This is a genomic window from Niabella beijingensis, from assembly GCF_020034665.1.
In the GTDB taxonomy this organism is placed as follows: Bacteria; Bacteroidota; Bacteroidia; order Chitinophagales; family Chitinophagaceae; genus Niabella; species Niabella beijingensis.
Window position 1 is genome coordinate 2,359,391 of sequence record NZ_JAIQDI010000001.1, and the last position, 25,032, is coordinate 2,384,422.

Annotated in this window: 24 protein-coding genes and 2 riboswitches; of the genes, 12 read left to right on the plus strand and 12 right to left on the minus strand. The window is 47.6% G+C overall.

What is annotated here, in order from left to right; all coding sequences use genetic code 11:
* Positions 1-2 precede the first annotated feature (2 nt).
* From corA to K7B07_RS09840, 5 genes are all read right to left on the minus strand, one after another.
* Complete coding sequence (gene corA, locus K7B07_RS09820) at positions 3-1,115, minus strand: magnesium/cobalt transporter CorA (RefSeq protein WP_223709277.1); 1,113 nt, start codon at positions 1,113-1,115, stop codon at positions 3-5.
* An 82-nt stretch (positions 1,116-1,197) separates the two neighbouring features.
* Positions 1,198-1,929, minus strand: a complete 732-nt coding sequence (gene kdsB / locus K7B07_RS09825; RefSeq protein ID WP_223709279.1) for a 3-deoxy-manno-octulosonate cytidylyltransferase — start codon at positions 1,927-1,929, stop codon at positions 1,198-1,200.
* A gap of 22 nt (positions 1,930-1,951) precedes the next feature.
* Positions 1,952-2,821, minus strand: coding sequence for a sterol desaturase family protein (locus K7B07_RS09830; protein WP_223709280.1), 870 nt, complete (start codon positions 2,819-2,821; stop codon positions 1,952-1,954).
* On the minus strand, positions 2,821-3,234 hold the full coding sequence (locus K7B07_RS09835; protein WP_223709281.1) for a putative signal transducing protein: 414 nt from the start codon (positions 3,232-3,234) through the stop codon (positions 2,821-2,823). Before K7B07_RS09835 ends, K7B07_RS09830 begins: the two co-directional genes overlap by 1 nt.
* A gap of 81 nt (positions 3,235-3,315) precedes the next feature.
* Positions 3,316-4,302 carry a hypothetical protein gene (locus tag K7B07_RS09840; RefSeq protein WP_223709282.1) on the minus strand — a complete coding sequence of 329 codons (987 nt, stop codon included), beginning with the start codon at positions 4,300-4,302 and terminating at the stop codon, positions 3,316-3,318.
* Positions 4,303-4,482: 180 nt separating this feature from the next.
* Positions 4,483-4,676, plus strand: a riboswitch (cobalamin riboswitch).
* Positions 4,677-4,854: 178 nt separating this feature from the next.
* On the opposite strand from K7B07_RS09840, the gene metE reads away from it, so the two are divergent.
* The 3 genes from metE to K7B07_RS09855 are packed head-to-tail and all read left to right on the plus strand — an operon-like array spanning position 4,855 to position 7,868.
* The gene (gene metE, locus K7B07_RS09845) at positions 4,855-7,188 is read left to right on the plus strand and encodes a 5-methyltetrahydropteroyltriglutamate--homocysteine S-methyltransferase (RefSeq protein WP_223709283.1); all 2,334 of its coding nucleotides are present in this window, start codon (positions 4,855-4,857) and stop codon (positions 7,186-7,188) included.
* 1 nt (position 7,189) lies between these two features.
* Positions 7,190-7,444 carry a cysteine-rich CWC family protein gene (locus K7B07_RS09850; RefSeq protein ID WP_223709284.1) on the plus strand — a complete coding sequence of 85 codons (255 nt, stop codon included), beginning with the start codon at positions 7,190-7,192 and terminating at the stop codon, positions 7,442-7,444.
* 40 nt (positions 7,445-7,484) lie between these two features.
* A complete protein-coding gene (locus K7B07_RS09855; protein ID WP_223709285.1) occupies positions 7,485-7,868 on the plus strand; it encodes an acyl-CoA thioesterase in 384 nt (127 codons plus the stop codon).
* A gap of 90 nt (positions 7,869-7,958) precedes the next feature.
* Here K7B07_RS09855 and K7B07_RS09860 read toward each other — a convergent pair whose 3' ends face one another.
* The 7 genes from K7B07_RS09860 to dnaN all read right to left on the minus strand — a co-directional run bounded on the left by K7B07_RS09860 (position 7,959) and on the right by dnaN (position 16,896).
* Positions 7,959-9,077, minus strand: a complete 1,119-nt coding sequence (locus K7B07_RS09860; protein WP_223709286.1) for a DUF5074 domain-containing protein — start codon at positions 9,075-9,077, stop codon at positions 7,959-7,961.
* A 15-nt stretch (positions 9,078-9,092) separates the two neighbouring features.
* Positions 9,093-10,220 carry a hypothetical protein gene (locus K7B07_RS09865; protein WP_223709287.1) on the minus strand — a complete coding sequence of 376 codons (1,128 nt, stop codon included), beginning with the start codon at positions 10,218-10,220 and terminating at the stop codon, positions 9,093-9,095.
* A gap of 54 nt (positions 10,221-10,274) precedes the next feature.
* On the minus strand, positions 10,275-11,396 hold the full coding sequence (locus K7B07_RS09870) for a YncE family protein (protein WP_223709288.1): 1,122 nt from the start codon (positions 11,394-11,396) through the stop codon (positions 10,275-10,277).
* Positions 11,397-11,406: 10 nt separating this feature from the next.
* Positions 11,407-13,428 carry a TonB-dependent receptor plug domain-containing protein gene (locus K7B07_RS09875; protein ID WP_223709289.1) on the minus strand — a complete coding sequence of 674 codons (2,022 nt, stop codon included), beginning with the start codon at positions 13,426-13,428 and terminating at the stop codon, positions 11,407-11,409.
* A gap of 103 nt (positions 13,429-13,531) precedes the next feature.
* A riboswitch (cobalamin riboswitch) is annotated at positions 13,532-13,738 on the minus strand.
* Positions 13,739-13,807: 69 nt separating this feature from the next.
* Entirely contained in the window at positions 13,808-14,380 is a 573-nt protein-coding gene (locus K7B07_RS09880; protein WP_223709290.1) for a TPM domain-containing protein, read from the minus strand.
* A gap of 52 nt (positions 14,381-14,432) precedes the next feature.
* Positions 14,433-15,680 (minus strand): NAD(P)/FAD-dependent oxidoreductase, encoded by a 1,248-nt coding sequence (locus K7B07_RS09885; protein WP_223709291.1) that lies wholly within the window; start codon positions 15,678-15,680, stop codon positions 14,433-14,435.
* Positions 15,681-15,780: 100 nt separating this feature from the next.
* A complete protein-coding gene (dnaN, locus tag K7B07_RS09890; protein ID WP_223709292.1) occupies positions 15,781-16,896 on the minus strand; it encodes a DNA polymerase III subunit beta in 1,116 nt (371 codons plus the stop codon).
* Between the two features lie 203 nt (positions 16,897-17,099).
* Here dnaN and K7B07_RS09895 point away from each other — a divergent pair, with 203 nt between their 5' ends.
* The 9 genes from K7B07_RS09895 (at position 17,100) to K7B07_RS09935 (ending at position 25,021) form a co-directional block, all read left to right on the plus strand.
* Entirely contained in the window at positions 17,100-18,431 is a 1,332-nt protein-coding gene (locus K7B07_RS09895; RefSeq protein ID WP_223709293.1) for a type III secretion system chaperone family protein, read from the plus strand.
* A 21-nt stretch (positions 18,432-18,452) separates the two neighbouring features.
* Complete coding sequence (locus K7B07_RS09900) at positions 18,453-19,553, plus strand: trypsin-like peptidase domain-containing protein (RefSeq protein ID WP_223709294.1); 1,101 nt, start codon at positions 18,453-18,455, stop codon at positions 19,551-19,553.
* Complete coding sequence (locus K7B07_RS09905) at positions 19,550-20,038, plus strand: regulatory protein RecX (protein WP_223709296.1); 489 nt, start codon at positions 19,550-19,552, stop codon at positions 20,036-20,038. Before K7B07_RS09900 ends, K7B07_RS09905 begins: the two co-directional genes overlap by 4 nt.
* A 7-nt stretch (positions 20,039-20,045) precedes the next feature.
* A complete protein-coding gene (locus K7B07_RS09910) occupies positions 20,046-20,966 on the plus strand; it encodes a sterol desaturase family protein (RefSeq protein ID WP_223709298.1) in 921 nt (306 codons plus the stop codon).
* 16 nt (positions 20,967-20,982) lie between these two features.
* Positions 20,983-21,783, plus strand: a complete 801-nt coding sequence (locus K7B07_RS09915) for an amidohydrolase (RefSeq protein WP_223709300.1) — start codon at positions 20,983-20,985, stop codon at positions 21,781-21,783.
* 63 nt (positions 21,784-21,846) lie between these two features.
* Positions 21,847-22,179: a PadR family transcriptional regulator gene (locus K7B07_RS09920; protein ID WP_223709302.1), complete on the plus strand. Its 333-nt coding sequence runs from the start codon at positions 21,847-21,849 to the stop codon at positions 22,177-22,179.
* Position 22,180: 1 nt separating this feature from the next.
* A complete protein-coding gene (locus tag K7B07_RS09925) occupies positions 22,181-22,870 on the plus strand; it encodes a hypothetical protein (protein ID WP_223709304.1) in 690 nt (229 codons plus the stop codon).
* Positions 22,871-22,897: 27 nt separating this feature from the next.
* Entirely contained in the window at positions 22,898-23,584 is a 687-nt protein-coding gene (locus tag K7B07_RS09930; RefSeq protein WP_223709305.1) for a hypothetical protein, read from the plus strand.
* A 57-nt stretch (positions 23,585-23,641) separates the two neighbouring features.
* A complete protein-coding gene (locus K7B07_RS09935) occupies positions 23,642-25,021 on the plus strand; it encodes an alpha-L-fucosidase (protein WP_223709306.1) in 1,380 nt (459 codons plus the stop codon).
* Positions 25,022-25,032 lie beyond the last annotated feature (11 nt).

A 25,032-nucleotide genomic window follows, 5' to 3' on the forward strand; every position in this document is an offset into this window, starting at 1 on the left:
GGTTAAAACCACCCCTTCCTTTTAAAGATCAGCAGCATCCATATGGGGATCAGGATCATGGCTGCCACAGCGATCCAGAAACCAAAATGCTGATTAGTGAGGGGCAGTACATTAAAATTCATCCCGAAGATGCCGCCTATTACCGTAGCAGGCGCCAGGAGGCAGGTCACAATCGCCATCACTTTCATTACTTCGTTCATCTTCAGGTTTACATTGCTGAGGTAAAGATCCTGCATGCCGGTGAGCATATCCCGGTAGTTATCCACCAGGTCAATGGCCTGAACAATATGGTCGTATACATCCTTGTAATACCGCTCATTGATCTCGGCAAGCAGGGCATTCTCGCTTTTGATAATACCGCCGATCACTTCGCGCACGGGATAGATGGTCCGTTTCAGAACGATCAGCTCCTTTCTCAGGGAGTTCACGTAGGCCAGTGTGCGCTTACTGGCGCTCCGGATGATCTCCTCTTCAAGATCTTCGATCTCGTCACCCAGTTTATCCATTACAATAAAGTAGTGGTCCACGATGGTATCCAGAAGGGTATAATACAAATAATCTGCTTCCTTGGTGCGTGTTTTGCTGGTAGGCAGTTTCAGCCGTTCGCGAAGTGCGGTGAACACATCCCGGTTCAGGTCTTCCTGGAATGTGATCACAAAATTCTTTCCCAATACGAGGCTGATCTGCTCCTGGTCTACCGATTTCTTTTGCTCGTTATAATAGAGCATATTCATGAGGCTGAAAAGGATCTCATCCACTTCATCCATCTTGGCCCGCTGGTTAACACTTAAAATATCTTCCTGCAACAGGGGATGGATCCCATACCGGCTACCCATTTCCTCTACAACGGATTTCTGAAGCCCGTCCACATTGATCCATACGATCTTATCGGAGTTCTTTAGTGCAAGCGCTTCTTCCAGTGTAATACCCTTCCGTTCCTCTATGGTTTCTTTATTGTAACAGTAGGCGGTAATGATCACCTGTTGGGCCTCCTCCCTTTTGGGAACAATGGTCGGGTTCACCGAAAGGATCTCCCGGGTACGCTCTGTTCCGAACAATTCGAACAGGTTGGGTAAAAAAAGGTACCGCAGATATTTTTCCGGGCGCATCTTCATACAGGAAAGATAGTTATTTTAATGCACAACGGCCTGAGGATACCGGCCCTTTACCAGCAATAGTTTAACCACATATTGCACGCTACCGGTTTACCAGTGCCAGTGCCTTCTCCAGGTCTTCGGGGGTATCGATGGCCACCGTTTCATAGTCTGTTTCAGCCATGTAAATATCCATTCCGTTGTCCAGAAAACGCAACTGTTCCAGCTTCTCCGTCTGTTCCAGCAACGAAGGCGGCCAGCCGGTAAATTCCAGCAGTGCTTTTTTCCGGAAAGCATAGACACCGATATGGAGATAATAAGGCACTTCCATTTTTTCATCCCGTTTATAAGGGATCACACTCCGGCTGAAGTACAGTGCTTTCCCGTTTTTATTGGTCACCACTTTTACGGCATTGGGGTTCCGGGCTTCTTTTTCCGAGGCAAACTTCCGCATCAGCGATCCCACCTGTACTGTATCAGAACAGAAAAGCGCTACAATTTTTTCAAGGGGATCCTTCTGCATAAACGGTTCGTCGCCCTGCACATTTACGATCACATCCACCTCCATATCCTTTACGGCTTCTGCTATCCGGTCTGTTCCGCTCTCATGCTCGGCAACGCTCATAATGGCTTTACCGCCCCGTGATACAATCTCATCAAAGATCAATTCACTGTCGGTCACTACAAAAACATCATCAAACAACCCGCTGCTGATCACCGAGGCATAGGTATGTGCGATCACCGGCCTGTCGCCCAGCAGCTTCATTAATTTTGCCGGGAACCGGGTTGCGGCATAACGGGCGGGGATGACGGCTATAACTTTCTGTTTCATCATTTTTCAAATGTAGGAAACTCTTTCAGGTTGAAGCGGTTCCTTTTTCAGTATTGAGCGGGGGTACACCGGCTGACCGGTCTTTTTTTACAAAAGGATCTTTCATCAGCGATAAAAAATCCTCATCCTTTGCATTGTCATAATAGCGGTCCAGTCCGTACCGGATCTTAGACGGATCCAGTTCTTTATAGGTTCCCAGCAGGCGGTCCCATATGGAGAAAACGGCTCCGTAATTACTATCGGTATAGGGCTGCTTCCAGTGATGATGTACTTTGTGCATATTGGGCGAGATCAGCACATAGCTGAGTACCCGGTCCAGCCCGGGATTCAGACGGATATTAGCGTGTGTAAAAGCGGTGGTGATCACCACCAGTGTCTGGTAGATCATCACACTGTACATCGGCGCTCCGCTCACAAAGATCAGCAGGAGGAAAAAAATGCCCCGCAGCAGGCTGTCTCCCGGATGGTGCCGGAGACCCGTGGTCACATCCACTTTGTTATCGCTGTGATGAATGAGGTGGTACCGCCATAAATAGGCCTGTTTATGCATGCTCCAGTGTACCAGCCAGCTGCTGAAATCCAGCGCCAGTACGCCGATAACGATCGCTCCCGCCACGTTGGCATGCAGCCAGTACACCAGGCCAAAGCGGGTCTCGCGGCACCAGTCGGATAACAGCACGATCAATACGGCCAGGGCGGTATGGATAATAAGGTGGATGACCGTAAACCCAAAATTGACCAGTGCATGCGAAAATTTCGATCTCCGGTATTTCAGCTGGTATAAAGGAATGGCGCCTTCTATGATCCAGAAAAGGAGCAGCCCCCCTACCAGCAGCCCCATACGCTCCAGCGGGCGCTGTTCCAGGGTAGAAAAATAAGTTACAATCGATTCCATTATTCGGTCTTTTTAACAGCATCATCGAATTCAAAACCGCAATCAAAACAATGATATACTTTTTTCACAGCCATTGGCGCGCCGGCATTAAGCACCACACTCACAAATGTTCCCAGCCAGTTGGATGCTTTTTTGGGTGTGCTGATGTATTCCACATTCGCAGAACCGCAATTGGGACAGGGATGCTGCTCCTGGTACTGCCGTTTTGTTTGTTGCAGTATTTCCAGTGCCCGACCGATCTGCGGTGCTGCCACCATGAGCTTTATACCACCCACTGCGTTGGTCAGCACAGGATCGATCGTAACGGTGTTCTCGTCCTTTAACCAGCAATTAATATCTTCACTCAGCAGGTTTCCCATTGCAAGATGGGCATCAATATAGCTGTCATATGTGGACGCAATGATAAAGTCCATACCTTAAAGTTATTGCAGTACGACGGATAAAAAAAGCCCCGGTGCCGTATTTTAACAAGGTAGGACGGGTTAACAACGGCATTACAACTGCACAAACACATTATAACACCTGCGCATCCGGTTCTCCAGGTCCTTCAGAAAATCCAGATCCGTTTTCTGAAGAAGCCCTTTTTCACCCGGATCGGGAAGCCGCACCTCAGAATAGGTGCTGAAGCCAAAAAGCAGGTCGCGGAATCTCAGCACCAGAACATCTGCCCAGATTGATCGTTCCGTTCCGGACAGTCCCAGTTGCACCAGCTGCCCCATCTGTTGCCGGATGGAATCTTTTGCAGCGCTGAGTTCTTTATCCGGGATGTCCCCTGGTTGCTTTCCGGACAGGAGCTGCTCCTGCAACAGGATATAAGTATTGCAGGCCTTCATGGTCTTTTCCATTAAAGCCGCTGTGGTATCACCCGCATTTTTCTTTTCCGGTACCCGGTAGATGTCTTTGAATATACGATCCGACCGGAGTATGATGCTGTCGCTGATGACCCCGAACTGATCGTCCAGCATCCGGATCGAATCGGTCAGTTCCCGGCCTCTTACGCCTTTATCTTCCTTATAACCGGAATTTTCGTAGTATTGATCAAAGCGTCCGTAGGCATTGTTTATTTGCCGGAATACAGTTACCAGGCGCCCGGTCTGTTCATTCAGCCAGGCCTTTTCCTGCGGGGTAAAATTCTCCGGCGGGGCATTATCAGCAACGGCATCAGGGCTGATTTTCTTTACCGGTTCATAAAGCAGTTCCTCCGACTGTGAGAACAGGGCATCATAAGCTGTAAGGTGCTGCCGGTCGCCCTTTAGTGTATCTGCCCTGTTGGGGTTCTGTATTGTTTTGTTTTTCTCCTGCAGGGTTTCCCGCATTATCCTTAAATAAAATTCGCGGTCGTTGATTGCCGACACCAAAACAAAAGCGTAATGATCCAGCCGGTACTCCCGGCTCAGGTCGTGCCGCTTATCCTTACAGGAGTAAAGACCAAAGGCAATCAGGGGCAGAAAAAGAAAAATAAACTGTTTAGTGTTGTTCATTTTATTTAAGGTTTTGTTGCGGCATACCTGCTTGCAATCATTGCCGGCAGTCACTCAAAATTACGCTTTCTCTTTATCCGGTTCAAATCTGATTGCAGACAGCCTGAAGACCCTCCGTGCATTTTTTCTACCGGAACTCCCCCGATTTAACTACATTTGCCCTTCAATAAGTTCTTTCATTTTTCATCAACCGGAAAAGGTCCCTGATGAAGATCAGGGATAATAGGGAATCGTGTTAAAATCACGAGCTGTCGCGCAACTGTAAGCAGCGCAAAAGGCCTTACCTTATATGTCCACTGCTCCGCCTTGGCGGAATGGGAAGGACGGTAAACGCCGCTGCAAGCCAGGAGACCTGCCTTATCCGTAAGAGCAATGCTTTCGCGGTATAAAGCAAGGGTCTGCATGATGTCTTGGATCTTCTCCTCTGTAACGGTCAGTCCTCCTCACACTGTTCCGGTTACCGGCATCTGTCTTTCTTATCTTTTACCTCCATCGCATTGCGAAACTTGCAAAGGGCTTTTAGCTTATTATTCATTAAAAAAGTTAAAAGAGATGCAAACGCACAACCTCGGCTACCCGCGTATTGGTAGCAACCGGGAATTGAAAAAAGCCTGTGAGCTGTACTGGGCCGGCACCATTAACGCCGCACAGCTGGAGCTGACAGCAAAAAAGATCAGGGAAGGCAACTGGCTGTTGCAACAAGAGGCCGGTATGGACCTGCTGCCGGCAAATGATTTTTCGTTTTACGACCAGGTGCTGGACACCTGCCTGATGACCGGTGCGATACCGGACCGGTATCACCCGCTGATCGAAAAAGAGCACATCAATCCGCTTGACCTCCTCTTTGCCATGGCAAGAGGCTATCAGAAAAACGGATATGATCTTACAGCAATGGAAATGACCAAATGGTTTGATACCAACTACCATTACATCGTTCCGGAATTTAAAAGAGACCAGAAATTTACTGCGTTCAGCAATAAGGTCATTGATCAGTTCAATGAAGCTAAAAAAGCGGGGTTCAAAAGCAAGCCGGTATTGCTCGGTCCGGTTTCCTTCCTGCTGCTGGGAAAAGAAAAAGAACCCGGCTTTGAACGTATTGGCCTGCTGAAAAACCTGCTGCCCGTTTATTTTGAAGTGCTTGAAAAGCTGGACCACAGCGGTGCGTATTATGTTCAGATGGATGAGCCCTGCCTTGCACTCAACCTCGGCGAAAAGGCACAACAGGCACTGCAAACCGCTTATACAGCTATTTTCCGGCGGTTTCCCAATCTCCGCATTATTCTCGCCAATTATTTTGATTGTTTCGGAGACAATCTGAAAACCGTTGTTTCACTGCCGGTTCATACATTGCACCTCGACCTGGTGCGTTGTCCGTCACAGCTGGATGACATCCTTGATAAACCGGAGTTCATCAATGGAAGAACCCTGCTCTCGCTAGGGGTTGTGGATGGAAGGAATATCTGGAAGAATGACTTTACACGATCCCTTGCACTGATCAGAAAGGCGACCGATAAGATCGGCGCCGGGCGTATCTGGATCGCCCCTTCCTGCTCCCTGCTTCATGTACCCTGCGACCTGGACCTGGAAACCAATGAAAAAAGCCTTCCTGCGGAGATCAGGCAGTGGATGGCCTTTGCCCGGCAAAAGCTGGTGGAAGTAGCTGCATTAAGGGAGATTACCCTGCACCCCGAAACCGCCGCTTCAAAAAAACTGCTCCGTGAAAATGCTGCCTGTATTGAAGCGCGCAATAGTTCCCCCCTGATCCATAACCCGCTGGTAAAAACCCGTGTAGCGGCCATAACACCCGCTGATGCCAAAAGGAACAGCCCGTTTTTTGCCCGGAAAGAGAAACAGCAACAGGAGCTGGGGCTTCCGCTTTTCCCTACTACCACTATCGGATCTTTTCCTCAAACAAAAGAAGTACGCGCCTGGCGGGCCCAATGGAAAAAGCAACTGCTTTCGGATGCCGATTATTATCAACTGCTGAAAGAAGCAACCGGCAACTCCATTAAATGGCAGGAGGAGACAGGGCTGGATGTACTGGTACACGGGGAGTTTGAACGCAATGATATGGTGGAATATTTTGGGGAGCAGCTGGCAGGTTTTGCTTTTACCAAAAACGGATGGGTGCAGAGCTATGGCAGCCGCTGTGTAAAACCTCCCGTGATCTATGGCGATGTATACCGCCCCAACTTCATGACGGTAGCATGGAGTACTTACGCACAATCATTAACATCCAGGCCGGTTAAGGGAATGCTTACGGGTCCTGTAACCATTTTGCAATGGAGCTTTGTACGGAACGATCAGCCCCGCAGTGTTACCTGCAACCAGATAGCACTGGCCATTCGTGATGAAGTGACCGATCTGGAAAAAGCGGGTATAAAAATCATCCAGATCGACGAACCGGCAATCCGGGAAGGCTTACCTTTAAGAAAGGAACAGCAGCAGGAGTACCTGGATTGGGCGGTCACCGCCTTCCGCATCGCAGCCTCCGGTGTTCAGGACAAAACGCAGATCCACACGCATATGTGTTATTCGGAATTCAATGACATCATTAATGATATTGCAGCAATGGATGCTGATGTGATCACCATAGAGACCTCCCGTTCCCAGATGGAGCTGCTGGACGTCTTTGCTTCATTTGAGTACCCGAATGATATCGGACCCGGCGTATATGATATCCACTCCCCCCGTGTTCCGTCAAAAGAAGAAATGGTCGCATTGATGGAAAAGGCACTGACCTATATCCCGGCAGAACGCCTGTGGGTAAACCCCGACTGTGGTTTAAAAACCCGGGACTGGGAAGAGACCCGACAGGCGTTGACGGCGATGATACAGGCAGCAAAAGCATTGCGTAAAAACATAATCGCCCCTGTACCGGAATAGTATGTGCAAACATGAAGATAAATACTGCCCGCGTTGTAAGCAACCCTTTGAATGCAAAGTGGGCAGTATCCTTCTTTGTCAGTGCAGCACAGTGTCCCTGAATGACGAGGAACGGGATTTTATCAATCAACAATATGAAGATTGCCTTTGTGCATCCTGTCTGAAAGAGCTCAGGGCCGTCTATCATAAGCAAAAATTCCAGCGCAAGCTCAAAGGCATTCTGGGCGTCTTTTATAAGGATTCGTCCGGCTCCTGAAAAATCTATCTTCCGCTTTTATTTTTAAATTCAATTGTACATGCATACTCAAGACCGGATCGCCGCGGCAGCGACCCGTATATTTAAAGCTGTTTTTCCCAACACCACTAATCATTATGATACCCTGTTTGGTGGCATGGCCATGCAGCTGATGGATGAAGTGGCTTTTATCACCGCCACCCGGTACAGCCGGCTGCGGATGGTAACGGTAAGCAGCGACCGTATCGACTTCAAACACCCGATCCCTTCCGGAACGATCATTGAACTGGATGGCAATATCATTCATATCGGCAACACCAGTATGAAGGTACAGGTGGATATTTACGTGGAGCAGATGTACAGCACACAAAGGGAAAAGGCCGTCAGCGGCGTCTTTTCTTTTGTGGCAGTGGATGAAAACAAAAAACCGGTTATCATAACCTGATACCGGCTTTTTATTGATTGTTGCATTGGTTGTGTTTATTAAAAAGAGTTCATTCCGACGATCCGGAACACATCTTTAACGCATTTCCGGCTAATAAAAGACCGCAAGTTCCGGGAAGTAAATATGGTTAAAATCCACCACGGAGCCATCATTTCCATAAGTAATTTTCTTTACCAGGGCTCCTGTTGAAGCATTATAGATTAAAAGGAAATTCGCTCCGGCCAGTCCTCCATATCCCTTAATACCGTTTACAACGAGGTAGTCTTTATTCCGGTCATACCGAACGGCACCGTATACCATAAACGGCGATTCGCTGATGGTAATAAATGGCTGGTTGAGCGAAGCGGCATTACCCTCTACATACTTATAAATAGCCGCACCGGAATGATAAAAGACTGCATCCTCTTTTGTAGAGGCCGTCAGGCGGGTAGGCGCATCCAATCCGAAAGAGCCAATACTAACCGGCAACGTAATACCTGTTGTATCCAGATTTTTGTCAATGGAGATCAGACGGGTACCGGTAGAAGCCCACACTTTCCCATTCGGTGTCCGGGCAAAACCCCGGTTGATATTTGTGAATCCCTTTACAAAAGAGTAATTCGCTGCATCAATTATTTTTGCACCGTTGCTTTGCAGCAGGTACACATAATTTCCTTCTTTTAACATGTCGCCCGTATTAACAGCGGAAACAGATGTCAGTTTATATTGTACTCCCAGCGTATTCAGGTTAATGGAATAGACGCCATCCGCAGCGCTTACCAGTCCCTGATCCTCTTTTACTCCGATCAGGCCTCTCCAGTTGCTGGATTCCTGGTTATAACGGGCTTCTTCTTTAAGGGTGGATGCATCCAGCCTGATAATGGGTCCGTTCATTTTGCTGGCCAGGTACAGCTTCTGATTGTAGAGTGTGGCAAATTGCAGGGTACTGGCTAAAGAAGCATTTGCAGTGATCTTGCCAGGGTTTGCTTTTTCATAGGCCCGGGTAACAATGGTATCGGCCCCATAGGCATAAAAATTAACGGTCCCTGCCGTTTGTCCGTAAGAACCTTCTGTTATAATAAAAAATCCATTCGAATAAGGACCAGCTTCTTCCACGGGGTCGACAATGGGAGGTTCCCGGAAATAGTCATCATCTTTTGTACAGCCTCCCAAAAGGAAGCCAAGGGTCAATAACAGTAGTAATTGCTGCAGCAGTAATTTTTTGTACATATTTTATTATTTAATTTATTTTCCAAAATGCAGGTCTTCGGCACCCTTGATCTCTGTGGAAATCTCACCCATTAAGGCGTTTCCTTTATTGTTTTGCGCGGTATATACTTTTACAAAATCGATTGCCTTCATTTGAACAGGTTTGCCACTGGCATCCACCGCCCGTGTGATATCAAAGGAGTTGTATCTTTTCGTATCATAGTCATCTCCCGATGAATAGGAGTCGGCATATCCCCAGCTGAAACCGGCGTTGATCCAGATCCCGTTCGCCTGGCCAAAAGTATTTTTCAGCAACGTACCGGTGAACACCAGGGAATCCTGGTTGGCGGCAAACAGGGGGTAGTATTGTTGCTTATGGAAGGCATTGACTTCTACGGCTCCTGAATTGCCCAGGTTATCTTTCCACGGTACGTTCGCGTAGCTTTTAGGATTGTAATAAGTGATCTGGTAATTCTTAATCGTTTCGGCACTATTATATTCACTCCCGGCCAGTTCATACCACGCATCATCGGCGATCCCGTTTCCGTTATCATCGCGGCTTACCATTACGATCCCCGGCTCGCTCCAGTCCGTTGGCGGCTTTAGAGGATTACCGTAAATCGCAATATCGGCCCCTTCTTTGTTCTGGATGGAATGGTCGAATGTAAAGATGATGTACCCTCCGTAAGCACCCAATGTTACCAGTCCGCTGTTCTTTCCTACAATGCCTTCGGCGCTTGCAACATTGCCCGGTGCCACATTTATAAATTGACCCGGAGCCGGTACATATTCTAATATCCGCGAAATATATTTGCTTTCACCTCCTTCACGCACTACCGGCGTTACCTCAATAATAAATTCCTTTTCAAATACCCCCCCTTCATTCCGGGACCTGAAAAGCACTTTATAAAATCCGGCTACCTCAAATACATGCGTAAACGCATTGTTTGCCGACAATTCCTTACCATCAACCATCCAGGAGATGGCAGCTTCTGTACCACCGGTCCTGCTGGCCTCGATAGCCACCGGCTTTTGAATTTCTGTATTGATCGTGTCTGTTGTTACAGAAAAAACGTATACAGGAGCGGCTGTTACATCTTTTTCCTTTTTACAACCGATGATGACGATCGAAAGAAGGAATGCAAAAAAGAGAACTTGTTTCATTTGTTTATATTTTGTTTGATTGCTATACTAATACTCCGGTTTGAAATAACAGGTTCAACGAGCAGATGATCCGTTCCGGCTATAAAAGGCGATATGGCCGGGAATGATCCCCGTTTTTTGAATGGTATTGCGTAATGTTCCATTGGCGTTAAAACAATACAGGTCGCCCGCTTCACTGTAATTTCTGGCGTCCGCTATGTATATACTGCCGTTGTTCGGATCCACGGCAATACCATAGGGTATGGTGATTTTTGTACCATCTGTAATAAAAGATCCGGGAATTACTCTTTTGCTTTTAAGATCCACCCGTGTATACGCATGTTGCCCTCCGCCATAATCGGTTCCATATATATATGCCGTATCCCGTACAATGATAAAATCCTCCACCATTACAGGAATGGGGTCGCTTAGCTGATCGGTTTGGGTATTTACCACATACAACTTATCGGTGGTACCCCAGGGGCAGATATATAAAAATCCGTTACTGTCTATTTTTAGCCGTCTTAAATTAGGAGCAACCGTTATGGCTTTGATCACTTTAAAAGCAGACAGATCAACTACAGAAACCGTATGCTCCAAATTGGCCGGACTGTAGCCTCCGCTGTTGGCAACATATAATTTATTACCCACTACCGCCAGCTCATCCGGCTGCCGGCCTACTTCCACCGTTCTTGTAATGCTGAGTGTAGCCGTATCTATTTCCAGCACCATTCCTTTTTCGGAAGTGGTATAAGAGCTGAGATAGGCGAAACCATTGGCAAATGTTATATAGCGTGCATTTTCTATGGCCTTATGTGTCTGATCGGTCAGCACCTTTATTCTCCGGGCGGTACGGGCATCGAGTATTTCTATTTTTTTCGACCAGTTCATCACCACGTATAATTTGCTGCCATATACACCAATGTCGTTTCCAGTATCCCCCAGTCCCAAAACCGCGTCGGGGTTTGCTTTTGTGAACACCTCCCGCTCGTATACCCCATTGTGGGTATCAAAATAATCCAGTGTTGCATTATTATAACCCCAACCACCCTCATTTAATAAATAGAAACCCGTGCTGGTGGTATCGGCCTCCGCTATCTGTGGAGGAGGTGTCCGGTCATGCTCCTTTCTGCATGCGCCTGAAAGCAGTAAACAAGCAAGAACGATGCAAAGGGGCAGCCATTGTTTTTGTTTCATGTTTTTTATTTTATAAGTTAAAAGCAATTTTTACCAGGCAGTTACGGCCGGGCATGGGGTAGTTGACCACCACATCATAATATTGATTCAAAAGGTTGTTTACTTCCAATGCCAGTACGGCACGTGTCTGTTTCAGCCGGATTGTTTTTGTAAGCGACAGGTCATGTGTATACCAGGGTTCCAGGTAATTTTGCGGATCATTTTCCGGCAGCAGGTACCGCCCGCCGGTATAAATAAAACTGTAATTAAGCCCCCAGCTGCGATACGCGGTTTGCAGCGTGGCTGATCCGCTGTGCTCCGGAGCATAGGGGATTTGCTGGTCATAGGACCGTTGCCCTGCTGTTTTATTGATCGCTTTTTGAAACGAATAAGTAAGGGTACCATTGAAAAAGATCCGTTGCCGGATGGCAGCCGTATAGGTCAGCTGCAGGTCCGCACCTTTTACTGCTACCTTCCCCAGATTGATCATACTCCACCGGAACAGGTTATTAGCAGGAATGGCAATAATTTTGTCTTTGATATCACTATAGTAAACATCCGCCTGCAGGCTGATCCCGGCCCCGGTGTCGGCAAAGCTTTTTGTATACTGAAACCCTATATCATATTGCCTGGTGTATTCCGGCTTTAGGGTAACACTGCCAACAATGGTATAATACAGATCATTAAAGGTCGGCATCCTAAAAATCTGCTTGTAGAAAGAGCGGATACTGAAAGGCAGCTGATCCCAGGGCTTCCAGGAAACACTCAGTGCCGGCGTTAATACGTTCCTGTTTTCAGCCGCCGCACCGGATCTTACTTTCTCATGAATAAATGTTCCCAGCAGATTACCGGCAGCAATCAGGCGTTTCCGCTTCCATTCGGTTGCAATGGCCACCAGTCCGGTATTCCTCACCGGATACACAAAATTGTCGAGGTTGGCCTGCATCTTATTTACGATCCAGTCGGTGGCCAGGGACAGTTTCCATCCGTCTGCAACAAGATACTCGTTTACCAATGATGCGTTATATTCCTGCTGATAATACTGATTGCGGAGCGGGGCCCCTCCGATTTTTTTGATGGTGGTGTCCAGGTAGCGGGTGCCATCGTTGGCATACTTTCCCTGTAGTAAAAGTTGATAACGGGTATTGAATTGCTTGCGCAACATGGCCTGCGTAAAGAAGTTACGGTCCCACAACCGCTGCGAATTATAAAACCGCTCTGCAACAATGGCACCGGGCAATCCCCGTTCTGCATTATAAAAGTAGGTTTGTATTTTCCAGTTGGTTGCGGAGTCTTTATTCAGATCCTGCACTGCAAGCTCTGCCCGTTGCGACGCCACATCTGCATTCTGGCGGATAATGATTGTGTCATATGCCCGCCCCTGATAACGCGTCTTATATCTCCCGTGCGCATGAATGGCTTCTAAACTGACGGTGGCTGCAATGTTCCCTGTTATTTTCTGCTGCCAATGCAGCGAAGGGTTTATTAAACCAAAAGAACCTGTTTTAAATGTCCCTTTTATCTTGTAATTCCTGTGCTGCTCAAATACCGGCTGTTTTGATTTTATATATAGCGCAGCAACACTGCCGAAGTTTCTTGCAGATTGAAGCGTGGAGGTATTCTGGCTGTTATAAAGGCGGAGCTCCTCAATATTATCAAGGGAGAACTTCCCCAGGTCTACAATACTGTTCTGCGCATTTCCCACCTGTAAGCCATCATAAAAAACACCCAGGTGCTGTGCCCCAAGGCTTCTTACATTCAGCGTTTTCAATCCGCCAATACCCCCGTAGTCTTTAAGTTGTATCCCCGAAAAATAGCGCAGTGCATCCGCTACCGAAAAACTGTTCAGCCGCTGCAGCCGGCTCCCCGTAAGCGTTTGAACCGGAGTGGTGGTGTTGAGCAAAAAGGAGTTTTTGCCGGAATGTATCCATACGCCATCCAGCTCCTTTGCCTCCAAAGAGTCGGGGGCCTGGGCCATCCCGTCCGTGCAGCCAAGGCTGTACAAAAGAGCCGTTACTCCGGCAAAACGGATCCAAAAATAAAATCGGTTCATTACTATTTGACTTCATCAAACAGCTTTACCTGAAATAACCAGAAAACAAATGGGTAATTGCTACCTGCGCATTTGCATTCCAAGCCTTATTCCACGAAAGCTTAAAATAAAAACTGCGTTGGCAGGTCTCCTGACTTATCCCCATTCTGAACGGCCTTCCCATTTCTCCGGAGGAGAAACAGTGACACTATTTGTCAGAATGTTGCATGGGATTTACAGTAGCGGGTCTGTCCAGGATTTGCACCTGATTCCCTTTTAATAAATGTTCCCGTATCGAAGTGAACATTTAACCAATGCGCGGCAAAAGTAGCATTAAAAAACAAAAAGACCTGAAAGGTTTTAAATCTTTCAGGTCTTTCCTGCTGAAGACAGCGATGGTCTACTTAATATTTTTTCGTATGGTATCCATCAGATCATTCACGCCTTTCCAGGTACCTTCAAAAACAGCCCCACTTTGAAGTGCCGGCTGAAAGTCGTTGCTGATGATCTGATCGGCTTCCGCCTTTGACAGCAACTTCTCTACAAACGGGCCGTAATCAACAGCCACTTTGTTCAATGCCTTGCTGATGGTGACCACCATGGCCTTGTCGGTATTGCCATGTACACCGGCCCACTCTTCGAGAAGGCTTTTATTGTTGCTCGCAAACTGGTCCGCGCTGACCCTATCTGCCGGAAGCGTTATCACTTTGATGGCGATCAGGTTGCTTTTTTCAAACAACCGGACCAGGCTGTCGATCTGGTGATTTTGAGCAGGGGTAAATAATTGCTCAAAATCGTACGACATATTAATGTTATCCGGAGTTGGGGTCGGCTGTTTGGGATATTGGATATTTGTTTTTCTTCCTTCGGCATCTCTGTTGTGTACCTGCGTGTTCAGGTTTTTGCCGGGGTTGCAGGCCAACGCCAGACCCAGTGTTAAAAACAAAATGCCGGAAAAAACCTTTTGCTGCATAGATTGATTTTAGGTTGATGCAAAATTAACGGAATTGGTTTCCCCCTGGTTCTTATTTATTTAACAAAAGCCCAATATAAAACGAAGGCTTTGTTAATTTTTTCCGAAGGTCTACCTCATAAAACATGCAGGAGAGCAGTTCCTGTACCTTCTTATTCCGCGCGCTGATATTGATCAGCAGGTTAAACAACCGCGGATAATTGACCAGCTTTTGAATGCGGGTGCTCAGCCGCAATTCCGGTCCCAGTACGCGTTCGATATCCGCGTCATAGGCAGCAAGACCCGCAGCGGAATAGTCCTGTGCCTGTATGGCCCGCGCGGCCTGCAATGCGGCCATTCGTCCGGAGTTCATGGCATTTCCAATGCCCTCGCCGGTAAATGGGTCTATAAGAAAAGCGGCATCCCCTACCAGCAGGTACCGTTCCCCCGTAAGCACTCTTTTTTTACTTCCCAGCGGCAGCCCGTATCCCTCTATTCCTCCTTCCAGCGTTGCATGTTTAAACCGTTCCTTAAATACGGGATCTGTTTCCACAATACGCAGCAATTCTTTTTTGAGGTTCACTTTTTTCCGGCTCACGGTCTCACTGAGCATACCCACGCCTACATTGGCCTGTCCGTTTGGCAGCGGAAAGATCCAGAAATAGCCCGGCAACAGGCTCTTTAAAAAATGCAGCTCAATAAAATTTTCCGGGTGCAGTCCCTCCACATTTTTATAATAGGCCCGGAGCCCGGCTACATAATGTGCCGGTTCCATCTGGATGCCTGCCACTTTTTTTGTAAAGGACGAATGTGCCCCGTTTGCAAGGATCAGCAGGTCTGCCTTCACTGTAAACCCGTTACCATCACTCACCAGGTACCCGTCTGGTTCCAGGGTATATTCTGTAATGGCGATGCCTTCGTAAAGGGTTACGTGCGCACAGCGCTTTAGTTCCTCAACCAGGAAATGGTCAAAGTCCATGCGCTTGCACACATAGCCGATCGGCACTTCCTTATGCTGGTTGTTACCGGCATCAAAGTCGGGCCGGTAGCCTACTTCCAGCACCCGCCGGTTGGGGGCAACAAAACTTACGCCCCAGCTGTTGAGTTTAAACCCGGCACTTTTCATCCGTTCGGCCACCGAGGGATCGATCTTTTTGAGGCAGGTCAGCACTTTGCCGCTGAGGCCATCACCACATACTTTATCCCGCGGAAAAACCGCCTTGTCAATCACCACACAATCGATGCCCTCTTTATTTAATTGAAGGGCCGCTGTGGCGCCTCCGGGTCCGGCACCGATAACACAAACTTTAGCAGAAATCATTGCAGAAGGCTCTAATAAACCGGGCCTGACCACTCCGCCACCAGCAAAAGTTTGTCAGGCCCAACCGCCCTAACAGGCAGATTAAAAAATAGTATATTCATTATTGATTCAGCATCAGCGGCATTACCAGCATCAGCTGTTCTTCGTTCTCTTCCTGGTCCACCGGCTTGATCAAACCGGCTTTTGTAGGTGTGCTCAACTCCATATACACCTCATCGCTGTCTGTTGCGTTCAGCATTTCGATCAGGAACTTGGCGTTGAAGGCGATCACCAGGTCCTCACCGTTGTACTGGCATTTCATACGCTCATTTCCTTCAAAGCTGAAGTCCACATCCTGCGCCGCCAGCTGCAGCTCGCTGCCGCTTATATTGAGCGCCACCTGATAGGTGCTTTTATTACTGAATACACTTACCCGGCGCAGTGCCCCTAAAAACTCTGTCCGGTTCACGGTAAGCCTGTAAGGATTTTCAGAGGGGATCACCACCTTATAATCCGGAAAGCGCGCGTCGATCAGACGGCAGCTCATCTGTGTGGTACCATGTATCACAAAAAAATGGTTGGTATTATAGTTAATGGTGATCTCGTCTTCATTATCCGGCAGGGCCGATTTCAAGAGGTTGAGCGGTTTACGGGGAACGATAAAAGTGTCCGTATTGGGCGAACTTACATCTGTTCTTTTATAACGTACCAGGCGGTGTGCATCTGTAGCTACAAACTGGATGCCTTTTTTATCCAGCTCAAAAAAGACCCCGGTCATTGCAGGACGCAGATCGTCCGTGCTGGTGGCAAACAGCGTTTTATTGATGGCTGTTACCAGGGCAGAGGAGGTCATTGTAAAGCGGGAAGCGTCATCTGCCGTAGGATCCTTGGGAAAATTATCGGGGTTTTCGCCCATTACCTTGTACTTACCATTATCGCTGGTAATTTCAACGCTGTAATTTTTATCAATATTAAAAGTAAGCGGTTGCTCCGGGATGTTTTTTAAAGAATCGATCAGGATCTTTGCCGGGATACAAACGCGGCCGCTGTCCTTTGCTTCTACCTGCATCTCCGTTTTCATTACCGTTTCGAGATCGGTGGCTACAATGGTCAGGCGGTTTTTGTCAATATCAAACAAGAAATCCTCCAAAATGGGTAATACGTTATTCGCATTAATTACCCCTGAAATATTTTGAAGTTGTTTCAGTAAAGCCGATGACGATGCAATAAATTTCATCTGTTATATATTAATTTTTACGTTTCTGTTCCCTCTAAGGCAAAATGGCGGTAGCGAAACTACTATTTTATTAGGTAAAGTTTCGAAAAATCTATTCCCATTTTTCGGTAAATATAGGAGGAAAAACGCTGATTTTCCGCCGGGCAAATTTTTTTAGGTAGTTTGTGAAGGTTTAGTAACTTCCCCGACTTAAAAAAGGACCTATGCTTAATAAGTTTTTAAATTGGGTCAGGGGCAAAGAAGAACCTGCTGCGGAGGGGAACCCTTCCATAGACTTTGGCCGGTATTCTGATAACAACAAGGTTTCCAGTAAAGTGCGCCGCTGGAAGGAAGCCGACAACCTTTTCAAGGAAAAAAACTATGCGGCTTCTGTGGATGCCTTTTTCGACTACCTGAAAGACGATACAGTGCAAAACGTACGGTATGCCCGCAATGGAGACACCGCAACGTTTGAGTTATTCCAGGGGTCAAAGATCATCCGCGGCGAGATCCGGGAAAACCGCCTGTCTGCAGACGTGAAGCTGGCATTGATGGCAGAGCCTTCCGTACCCGTGATGCGCCGCCTGCTGGAGATGAACTTTGGCCTTTACTACAGCCGGTTCGCATTAAGCAACAATGAGCTGTGCATGCGTTTTGACACCGACCTGAGCACCGCCAATCCGAATAAACTGTACTATGGTCTGAAGGAACTGGCGACAAAATCCGATAAACAGGACGATCTGCTGATCGAAGACTTTTCCCACCTGGAGGCCGTGGACCAGGATCATATCTCCGCCCTTTCCGAAAGCGAAAAACAGGTAAAATGTGATTTTCTCCTCAGCTGGATCGATGAAACACTGGAAAAGATCGCAGCGGTGGACGCCGATAAGTTTTCCGGGGGGATCTCCTACCTGCTGCTGAGCCTCGTGTACCGCATCGACTTCCTCATTACGCCCGAAGGACAGCTGCTGAACCTGCTGGAAAAAATAGGGGCGATCTATTTTAAAAAGGACGAACGATCCATTGTTGACAAGAACCGGGACATGATCGAGGCCTTCCGGGAACTGCGGGCCAAACCCAAAGACGAGATCTTCAGGAACCTGTTCCGTTCCAAATACACATTTTCCATTGTAACGCCGCAGGTACACAAAGTGCTGGCAGATGCCATTCATGAGGCCAACGAAAATATGCTCTGGTACCGGGATAACGGATATGAATACTTTGCAAACAAGCTGATGGAATATGGCTTATCCTATTGTCAGTACTCCTATAGCCTGCCCCGGCCCATTACCCTGCTGTTCCGCCTGTTTATGCAGGTGAACTATCCGGCCTTCTTTAAAGCGCTGGGTTATAAGGAAGACCTGTATGATACCGCAACAGGGCGTTTTAAAGAAGAGGCCATTGCGCGATACATCCGCGCGGTTGAGGTCCAGTGGAAAGAGCGGTATCCGTATATGAGCTTTAAAACAGAACAGCTGAACTACACAGGCCTGCTGGCCTTTAACCACAGCTTTACCACCCAGATAGAAAAGCTGAATATGGATGTTCCGGCTTAGCTTTTTATTAATTGAACAGTTATGAACGCACAGGAAATCATTAACAGATACCAACCGGCCATTATCCAGATTGCCACGCAAACCGGCACCGGTACCGGTTTTTATCTGAAGAGTTATGATCTTATTGTTACCAATAATCACGTGATCAACAATACGCCCGAGGTAACCATACAAGGCAAGCTTTTTGAAAAACAACTTTCCCATGTATGGTATACCGACCAGAAGCACGATCTGGCGCTTTTGCAGCCGCCTGCGGGAGTGGAACTTCCGGAAATCAGCATCGGCAATTATGAGGCCATGAAGGACGGTGATAATGTGATCGCTATCGGGCACCCCTATAATCTGAGCTATTCCGCCACACAGGGTGTGATCTCAAAGGTAGACCGCATCCGCGAAGGCCTCAAGTATATCCAGATCGATGCAGCCATCAACCCCGGTAACAGTGGCGGCCCGCTGGTGGATTATGCCGGTGAGGTCATCGGCGTCAACTCCTTTATCATTAAGGGCGGCGATAACCTGGGTTTTGCCCTTCCGGTGAGCTATCTCAAAGAAGCCATTGATCTTTACCTGCCGCACAAAGGCCGGGAGGCCACCCGCTGTCCCAGCTGCGATTCGCTGGTAACAGCAGAAAATATTGATAATAATAAATATTGTCCCAATTGCGGATCAGAGGTAAAACTGCTGCAGATGCCCGAAAAGGAAGCAGAGCTGATGGGTGTGGCCAAACTGATCGAAGATATTCTCAGGGAGCTGGGCAAAGATGTACGGCTGGCGCGCGACGGCGCCAACCAATGGAGCGTAAAACAAGGGTCGGCAAAAATAAATATCAGCTATAACCCGGATAATTATTTTATAGCCGGTGATGCCTACCTCTGCCAGATGCCACCGGAGCCGGCTAAAATAAAACCGCTGTACCAGTACCTTCTGCAGGAAAACAACAAATCCACAGGACTGGTGCTGAGTTGTAATAAGAACAATATTGTGCTGAGCCGCCTGCTCTACGACCTGGATATGACAAAGGAATCGGGCGTTGAAGAGTTTAAGAATCTTTTTGAGCAGGCCGATCATTACGATGATTACCTGAAGAACGAATTTGGCTGTACCACCCGCCTGGAGGAATGACCATGAAACCGGAGACCCCGAATACCCGGCTTTCTGCGGAGCAGGCATTAAAAAAGTTACAGCATTATTGTGCCTACAGCGAGCGCTGCCACAGCGATGTGGTCAATAAATTATATGAACTCGGGGTTTGGAAAAAAGAACACGATGGCATCATCGCAGCCCTTATTGAAGAGCATTACTTAAATGAGGAGCGTTTTGCCAAAGCCTTTGCGGGCGGGCATTTCCGGCAGAAAAAATGGGGCCGCAATAAAATAAGAACCGCGTTGCAGCAAAAGCAGGTCAGCCCGTATTGTATTAAGTCGGGGATGAAGGAGATCGATGAAGAACTATATGAACAGACCCTGTCCGGGTTGCTGCATCAAAAATGGCAAAGCCTGAAGGGAGAGCGCAACCGTTTTGTAAAAATGAAAAAAACAGCCGCCTTCCTTATCCAGCGGGGATACGAACCGGAGCTGTTTCAACCGCTGCTCCAGGTGATCAAATAACAACGTCATGAACGGTTACGGATACCACGAACAATTACTGCTGCTGTTTTCCACTCCTTTTTATATCATCATCATCGGAGCGGAAATACTGCTGTCGAACTTTCATTTTCACCGGAAGATCTATACGTTAAAAGATACACTGACCAATCTCTACCTCACCCTTGCCAACGGCGCTGTGGATATGTTATTTAAATTATCCTATCTGTGGGTACTTACTGCTATAGCGCATCACAGTCATTTTCAGCCTGTAAAGAACGGATTGCTGTACTGGGTGCTGTTGCTGGTACTGGAAGATTTTGTGTATTACTGGCTGCACCGGATGGACCATACCACCCGTTTTCTCTGGGCCGTGCATGTTACACACCACAGCTCCACAAAATTCAATTTCAGTGTCGGGTTCCGCTCTTCGGTCTTTGAACCGCTCTACCGTTTTATATTCTTTATACCCCTGGCCTGGCTGGGGTTCCGTCCGCTCGACATCCTGTTTATGTATTCTGCCACTCAGATATGGGGTACACTGGTGCATACCGAGCTGGTGGGAAAACTGGGATGGCTGGAAAAAATACTGGTAACCCCCTCCCATCACCGGGTGCACCACGGCTCCAATCCCCGGTACCTCGATAAGAATATGGGTATGTTCCTGATCGTTTGGGACAAACTCTTTGGCACCTTCCAGGAAGAACTTCCGGAAGCAGAGTATGGTCCCGTCCGGTACGGGCTTACAAAGGATCTCGAAAATCCGAATGCTTTTTCCATCATATTTCACGAATGGATACAGGTGTATAAAGATGTTAAGCAAACCGGTCTTACGTTAAAACAACGCCTGGGCTATCTTTTCGGGCCACCGGGATACAGCCATGACGGCAGCCGCAAGACCAGCCGGCAGATGGAAAAAGAAGAAGCTGAAGACCGCTTTTCTTCAAAATAACCGAACTTTAGATCCTATGTCGCTTATTATTACACTGGTGCAAACCCGGCTTCACTGGGAAGATCAGGCCGCCAACCTGGCCATGCTCCGGCAGAAGATCGAAAACATTCAGGAACGGACACAGGTTGTAATACTTCCTGAAATGTTTTCCACGGGATTCTCCATGCAGCCGGAACAGCTTGCCGAAACCATGGACGGCCCTTCCGTACAGTGGATGAAGGAAACCGCAGCAAAAAAGAACATCATTCTCACCGGGAGCCTCATCATCAAAGACGGGAACGATTATTACAACCGGCTGATCTGGATGCTGCCCAACGGTAAGTACGGGGTTTACGACAAACGGCACCGTTTTGCTTTTGCAAAAGAAGATCAGCACTATGCCGCAGGGGGCAAACGGCTCATTGCTTCCGTTAACGGCTGGAAAATAAACCTGCAGGTCTGCTATGACCTGCGGTTTCCGGTTTGGACCCGACAGAACCCCGCATCTCCAGAAGCCGCAGCATCCGGTCCGGAATATGACGTGCTCATCAATGTAGCCAACTGGCCGCGGCGGCGGAGCCTGGCCTGGAAGACCCTGCTGCAGGCAAGAGCCATTGAAAACCAGTGTTATGTGGTGGGGGTGAACCGTGTGGGTGAGGATGGTAACGGCATTTACCACAGCGGCGACAGCCGGGTGATCGATCCGTTGGGAGAAATCTTGTATGAAAAAACGGATGAAGAAGACATTTTTACGATCACCCTGCATAAAACAAAACTGGATGAGGTCCGTTCAAAATTCCCCTTCTGGAAGGATGCGGATGGTTTTGTGATTTATTAAATCAATACATAAATTACTTATGTATCGATTTCTTATGTATATTTGCCCTGAAAATGATTTTTTGTGAATAAGACCAGTTTATATAAAGGGTGCCTGGAGCCGATCCTGCTCAAGCTGCTGCAAGAAAACGGCCGCATGTACGGTTATGAGATCACACAGCGGGTAAAAGAGCTTACAGCAGGGGAGTTAAAGATCACCGAAGGCGCGCTTTATCCCCTCCTGCACCGGCTGGAAGCAGCCGGCATCCTGGAAGTGGAAACGGAAAACCTGGGCAACCGCGTACGCAAGTATTATTCCCTTACGGCATCCGGAAAAAAAGAACAGGCCCGGTCGATGATCGAACTGGAAGCCTTTAAGAATACCCTGCAACTGATTTTTCAACCCAAACTGGCATGATATGCTTACAAACGAACAAATACAAACACTGGATCAGTTCTGTCAGAAAAAAGGGGTCCGCTATTACGATCTTAAAATGGAACTGGTAGACCATCTGGCAGCCGGTATTGAAGAAAAAATGACAGCCAGCCCGGGCCTGGAATTCGACGCTGCGTTACAGCAGGTGTATGCGGCATTTGGTATTTCGGGATTTTCAAAAGTAGTACAGCAACGGGAAGAGGCGGCCCGGAAAGCCTGCCGGCAAAAGGAGCTCCGGCTTTTCTGGGAGTACTTCACATTTCCGAAAATAGCGGTATCCCTGTTGGTTTTTCTGTTGCTGAACACGCCCGTATACCTGTTTAAAATAGAAAATGCAAACGGGGTATACAGTATCTATTGTCTCTTCTTATTTTTCTTCAGCATCATTGCTGCGGTTTTTGTGCACCGGCGTTTTAAGCGACCTGCCCAGAAACTTTTGTCATTAAAACATACCGGCAGCTTTACCATTTTTATCGGGCTTTTCCAGGTACCGAATCTTTATTTTAATCTGGCGGTTAAAGGATTTGAGATCGACGTTAATCGTACGCCCTGGTTCCATCTTGTAATGGCTGCTTTTTGTACATTGGCCATCCTGTTTACCCTGGCCCGGTATCACGCCTACAAAACAATTTACAACGATGCCCGGCACCAGTATCCGGTGGCATTTGAATAATGTATTTTCAATAAAAGCTGTTGCCATATGACAACAAATGAACAGCTACTTAAACTGGATCAATTTTGCGTAAGAAGAGGCGTCGATTACTATGATCTGCGTCAGGAGCTGGTAGATCATATGGCGGAAGGCATTGAGGAGCAATTGCGCGTGAACCCGGATCTTTCATTTGAAGACGCACTAAAAAGAATGTATCGGTCTTTTGGCCGCTACGGTTTTTCGGAAATTGTTGAAGAGCGGTATAATTTCATCCGGAAGGCTGCCAAAAAACTGGAGTTCAGACTATTCAAGAATTTTTTTTCATTTCCAAAAATACTATTGACCATCCTGTTGTTGCTGTTGGTCTATCCATTGTTACATTCGCATAAAATAGCTCCGCATCTTCTCTATATCTGTTATTGCTTGTTGATGGCGACAGGAAGTACCATCTACTATCTTTTTATAAGGGTGCGATTCAGATCTCCTCAAAAGCAATTATTATCTCTGAAGGCGGTGAGCCTTTCCTCGTTATGGAAGGTCCTTTTTCTGCTGCCTCATTTATATTATAATCTGGCGGTATTCATTTTAAAGACCCCTATACTTGCACTATGGTTCGATCTGCTGATAGCCTGCTGCAGCGTGGCACTCCTGCTATTTTTTTTCGCAAAGTATATTGCATACAAAGCCATTTATGAGAACGCACGCTTTAATTATCCGTTTGCCTTTAAAACATAAAACACAGGCTGCATCCCTCCCTTTGCCGAACCCCGCTTCTTTGTTAACTTGCCGGTCATGAAAAGAAGCTCCCCTGTTTTGCAGCAATTAATGTTGCTTCCACTCTTACTGGTAACCGCCTCCACCGTTAACAGCCAGCAATACCAGCCCACCTGGGAATCACTGGAAACCCGCCCTGTTCCGGAATGGTATACCAATGCCAAATTCGGGATCTTTATCCATTGGGGATTGTACAGCGTGCCCGCATGGGCCACCAACTCCAACGCGGATGGCTTTGGCAGCAATTATGCTGAATGGTACTGGCAGCGGCTGATCAATGACAAACTAAAGATCCATAAAGAGTTTGTCGATTTTCAGAACCGGGTATACGGACCTGATTTTAAGTACCAGGATTTTGCCTCCCTGTTTAAAGCCGAGTTATTTGATCCTGCATTATGGGCAAAAATTTTTAAAGATGCCGGCGCCAGATATATTGTGCTTACCAGCAAACACCATGACGGTTTTACACTCTGGCCCAGCCCGGAAGCATGGAACTGGAATGCCGTGGACCTGGGACCGCACCGCGATCTGGCCGGGGATCTTTCAAAAGCCGTAAAAAACGCCGGATTGCATATGGGTTTCTACTATTCGTTGTACGAATGGTACAATCCCCTGTATAAAACCGATGTAAAAAAATATGTGGACCAGCACATGCTGCCACAGCTGAAAGACCTGGTGACCCGTTATCAGCCGGATATCGTATGGCCCGATGGGGAATGGGACCAGTCCGACACCACCTGGCGAAGCCGCGAATTCATTGCCTGGCTTTATAATGAATCCCCTGTAAAAAACACCGTGGTCATCAACGACCGCTGGGGAAGCGGCGGAAGAAAATACGGCAGCTTTAACACTACTGAATACGGTCATGGTACTGCCAGTCTTGAAAAACCCTGGGAAGAATGCCGCGGGATCGGTGAATCTTTTGGGTATAACCGCAATGAAAACCTGGAGCAGTACCAGACCAGCCAAAGCCTGGTACATATGCTTATTGATATTGTATCCCGCGGCGGTAATCTCCTGCTCAATATCGGACCGGCAGCCGACGGCACTATACCGGTGATCATGCAACAGCGGCTGAAAGATATGGGCGACTGGCTGAAAGTGAACGGGGACGCCATTTACGGCACTACCGCCTGGAAGAAGGCACCAAGACAAACCGACACCACCCTTTACTTCACACGAAAGGGCAATACGCTCTATGCCATTGCCACTACGTGGAAAGACGTGTTAAAGATAAAAGGCATTCAAAAAGCATCCGGTATCGAGTTGCTCGGCGTTCGGGGAAAAGTCAGATTCCGTTCAACAGCCGGCGGCATCACCATTCAGGCTCCCGGGGTTTCACCGGCCAATAATCCCAGTACCTATGCATGGGTGTATAAAATAGAGGGGGCCTTTTAAGGCTTTGTTAA

Coding starts and splice junctions, on each gene's coding strand:
- corA (WP_223709277.1), bottom strand. CDS start 1,115: ATGAAGATGCGCCCGGAAAAATATCTGCGGTACCTTTTTTTACCCAAC.
- kdsB (WP_223709279.1), bottom strand. CDS start 1,929: ATGATGAAACAGAAAGTTATAGCCGTCATCCCCGCCCGTTATGCCGCA.
- K7B07_RS09830 (WP_223709280.1), bottom strand. CDS start 2,821: ATGGAATCGATTGTAACTTATTTTTCTACCCTGGAACAGCGCCCGCTG.
- K7B07_RS09835 (WP_223709281.1), bottom strand. CDS start 3,234: ATGGACTTTATCATTGCGTCCACATATGACAGCTATATTGATGCCCAT.
- K7B07_RS09840 (WP_223709282.1), bottom strand. CDS start 4,302: ATGAACAACACTAAACAGTTTATTTTTCTTTTTCTGCCCCTGATTGCC.
- metE (WP_223709283.1), top strand. CDS start 4,855: ATGCAAACGCACAACCTCGGCTACCCGCGTATTGGTAGCAACCGGGAA.
- K7B07_RS09850 (WP_223709284.1), top strand. CDS start 7,190: ATGTGCAAACATGAAGATAAATACTGCCCGCGTTGTAAGCAACCCTTT.
- K7B07_RS09855 (WP_223709285.1), top strand. CDS start 7,485: ATGCATACTCAAGACCGGATCGCCGCGGCAGCGACCCGTATATTTAAA.
- K7B07_RS09860 (WP_223709286.1), bottom strand. CDS start 9,077: ATGTACAAAAAATTACTGCTGCAGCAATTACTACTGTTATTGACCCTT.
- K7B07_RS09865 (WP_223709287.1), bottom strand. CDS start 10,220: ATGAAACAAGTTCTCTTTTTTGCATTCCTTCTTTCGATCGTCATCATC.
- K7B07_RS09870 (WP_223709288.1), bottom strand. CDS start 11,396: ATGAAACAAAAACAATGGCTGCCCCTTTGCATCGTTCTTGCTTGTTTA.
- K7B07_RS09875 (WP_223709289.1), bottom strand. CDS start 13,428: ATGAACCGATTTTATTTTTGGATCCGTTTTGCCGGAGTAACGGCTCTT.
- K7B07_RS09880 (WP_223709290.1), bottom strand. CDS start 14,380: ATGCAGCAAAAGGTTTTTTCCGGCATTTTGTTTTTAACACTGGGTCTG.
- K7B07_RS09885 (WP_223709291.1), bottom strand. CDS start 15,680: ATGATTTCTGCTAAAGTTTGTGTTATCGGTGCCGGACCCGGAGGCGCC.
- dnaN (WP_223709292.1), bottom strand. CDS start 16,896: ATGAAATTTATTGCATCGTCATCGGCTTTACTGAAACAACTTCAAAAT.
- K7B07_RS09895 (WP_223709293.1), top strand. CDS start 17,100: ATGCTTAATAAGTTTTTAAATTGGGTCAGGGGCAAAGAAGAACCTGCT.
- K7B07_RS09900 (WP_223709294.1), top strand. CDS start 18,453: ATGAACGCACAGGAAATCATTAACAGATACCAACCGGCCATTATCCAG.
- K7B07_RS09905 (WP_223709296.1), top strand. CDS start 19,550: ATGACCATGAAACCGGAGACCCCGAATACCCGGCTTTCTGCGGAGCAG.
- K7B07_RS09910 (WP_223709298.1), top strand. CDS start 20,046: ATGAACGGTTACGGATACCACGAACAATTACTGCTGCTGTTTTCCACT.
- K7B07_RS09915 (WP_223709300.1), top strand. CDS start 20,983: ATGTCGCTTATTATTACACTGGTGCAAACCCGGCTTCACTGGGAAGAT.
- K7B07_RS09925 (WP_223709304.1), top strand. CDS start 22,181: ATGCTTACAAACGAACAAATACAAACACTGGATCAGTTCTGTCAGAAA.
- K7B07_RS09930 (WP_223709305.1), top strand. CDS start 22,898: ATGACAACAAATGAACAGCTACTTAAACTGGATCAATTTTGCGTAAGA.
- K7B07_RS09935 (WP_223709306.1), top strand. CDS start 23,642: ATGAAAAGAAGCTCCCCTGTTTTGCAGCAATTAATGTTGCTTCCACTC.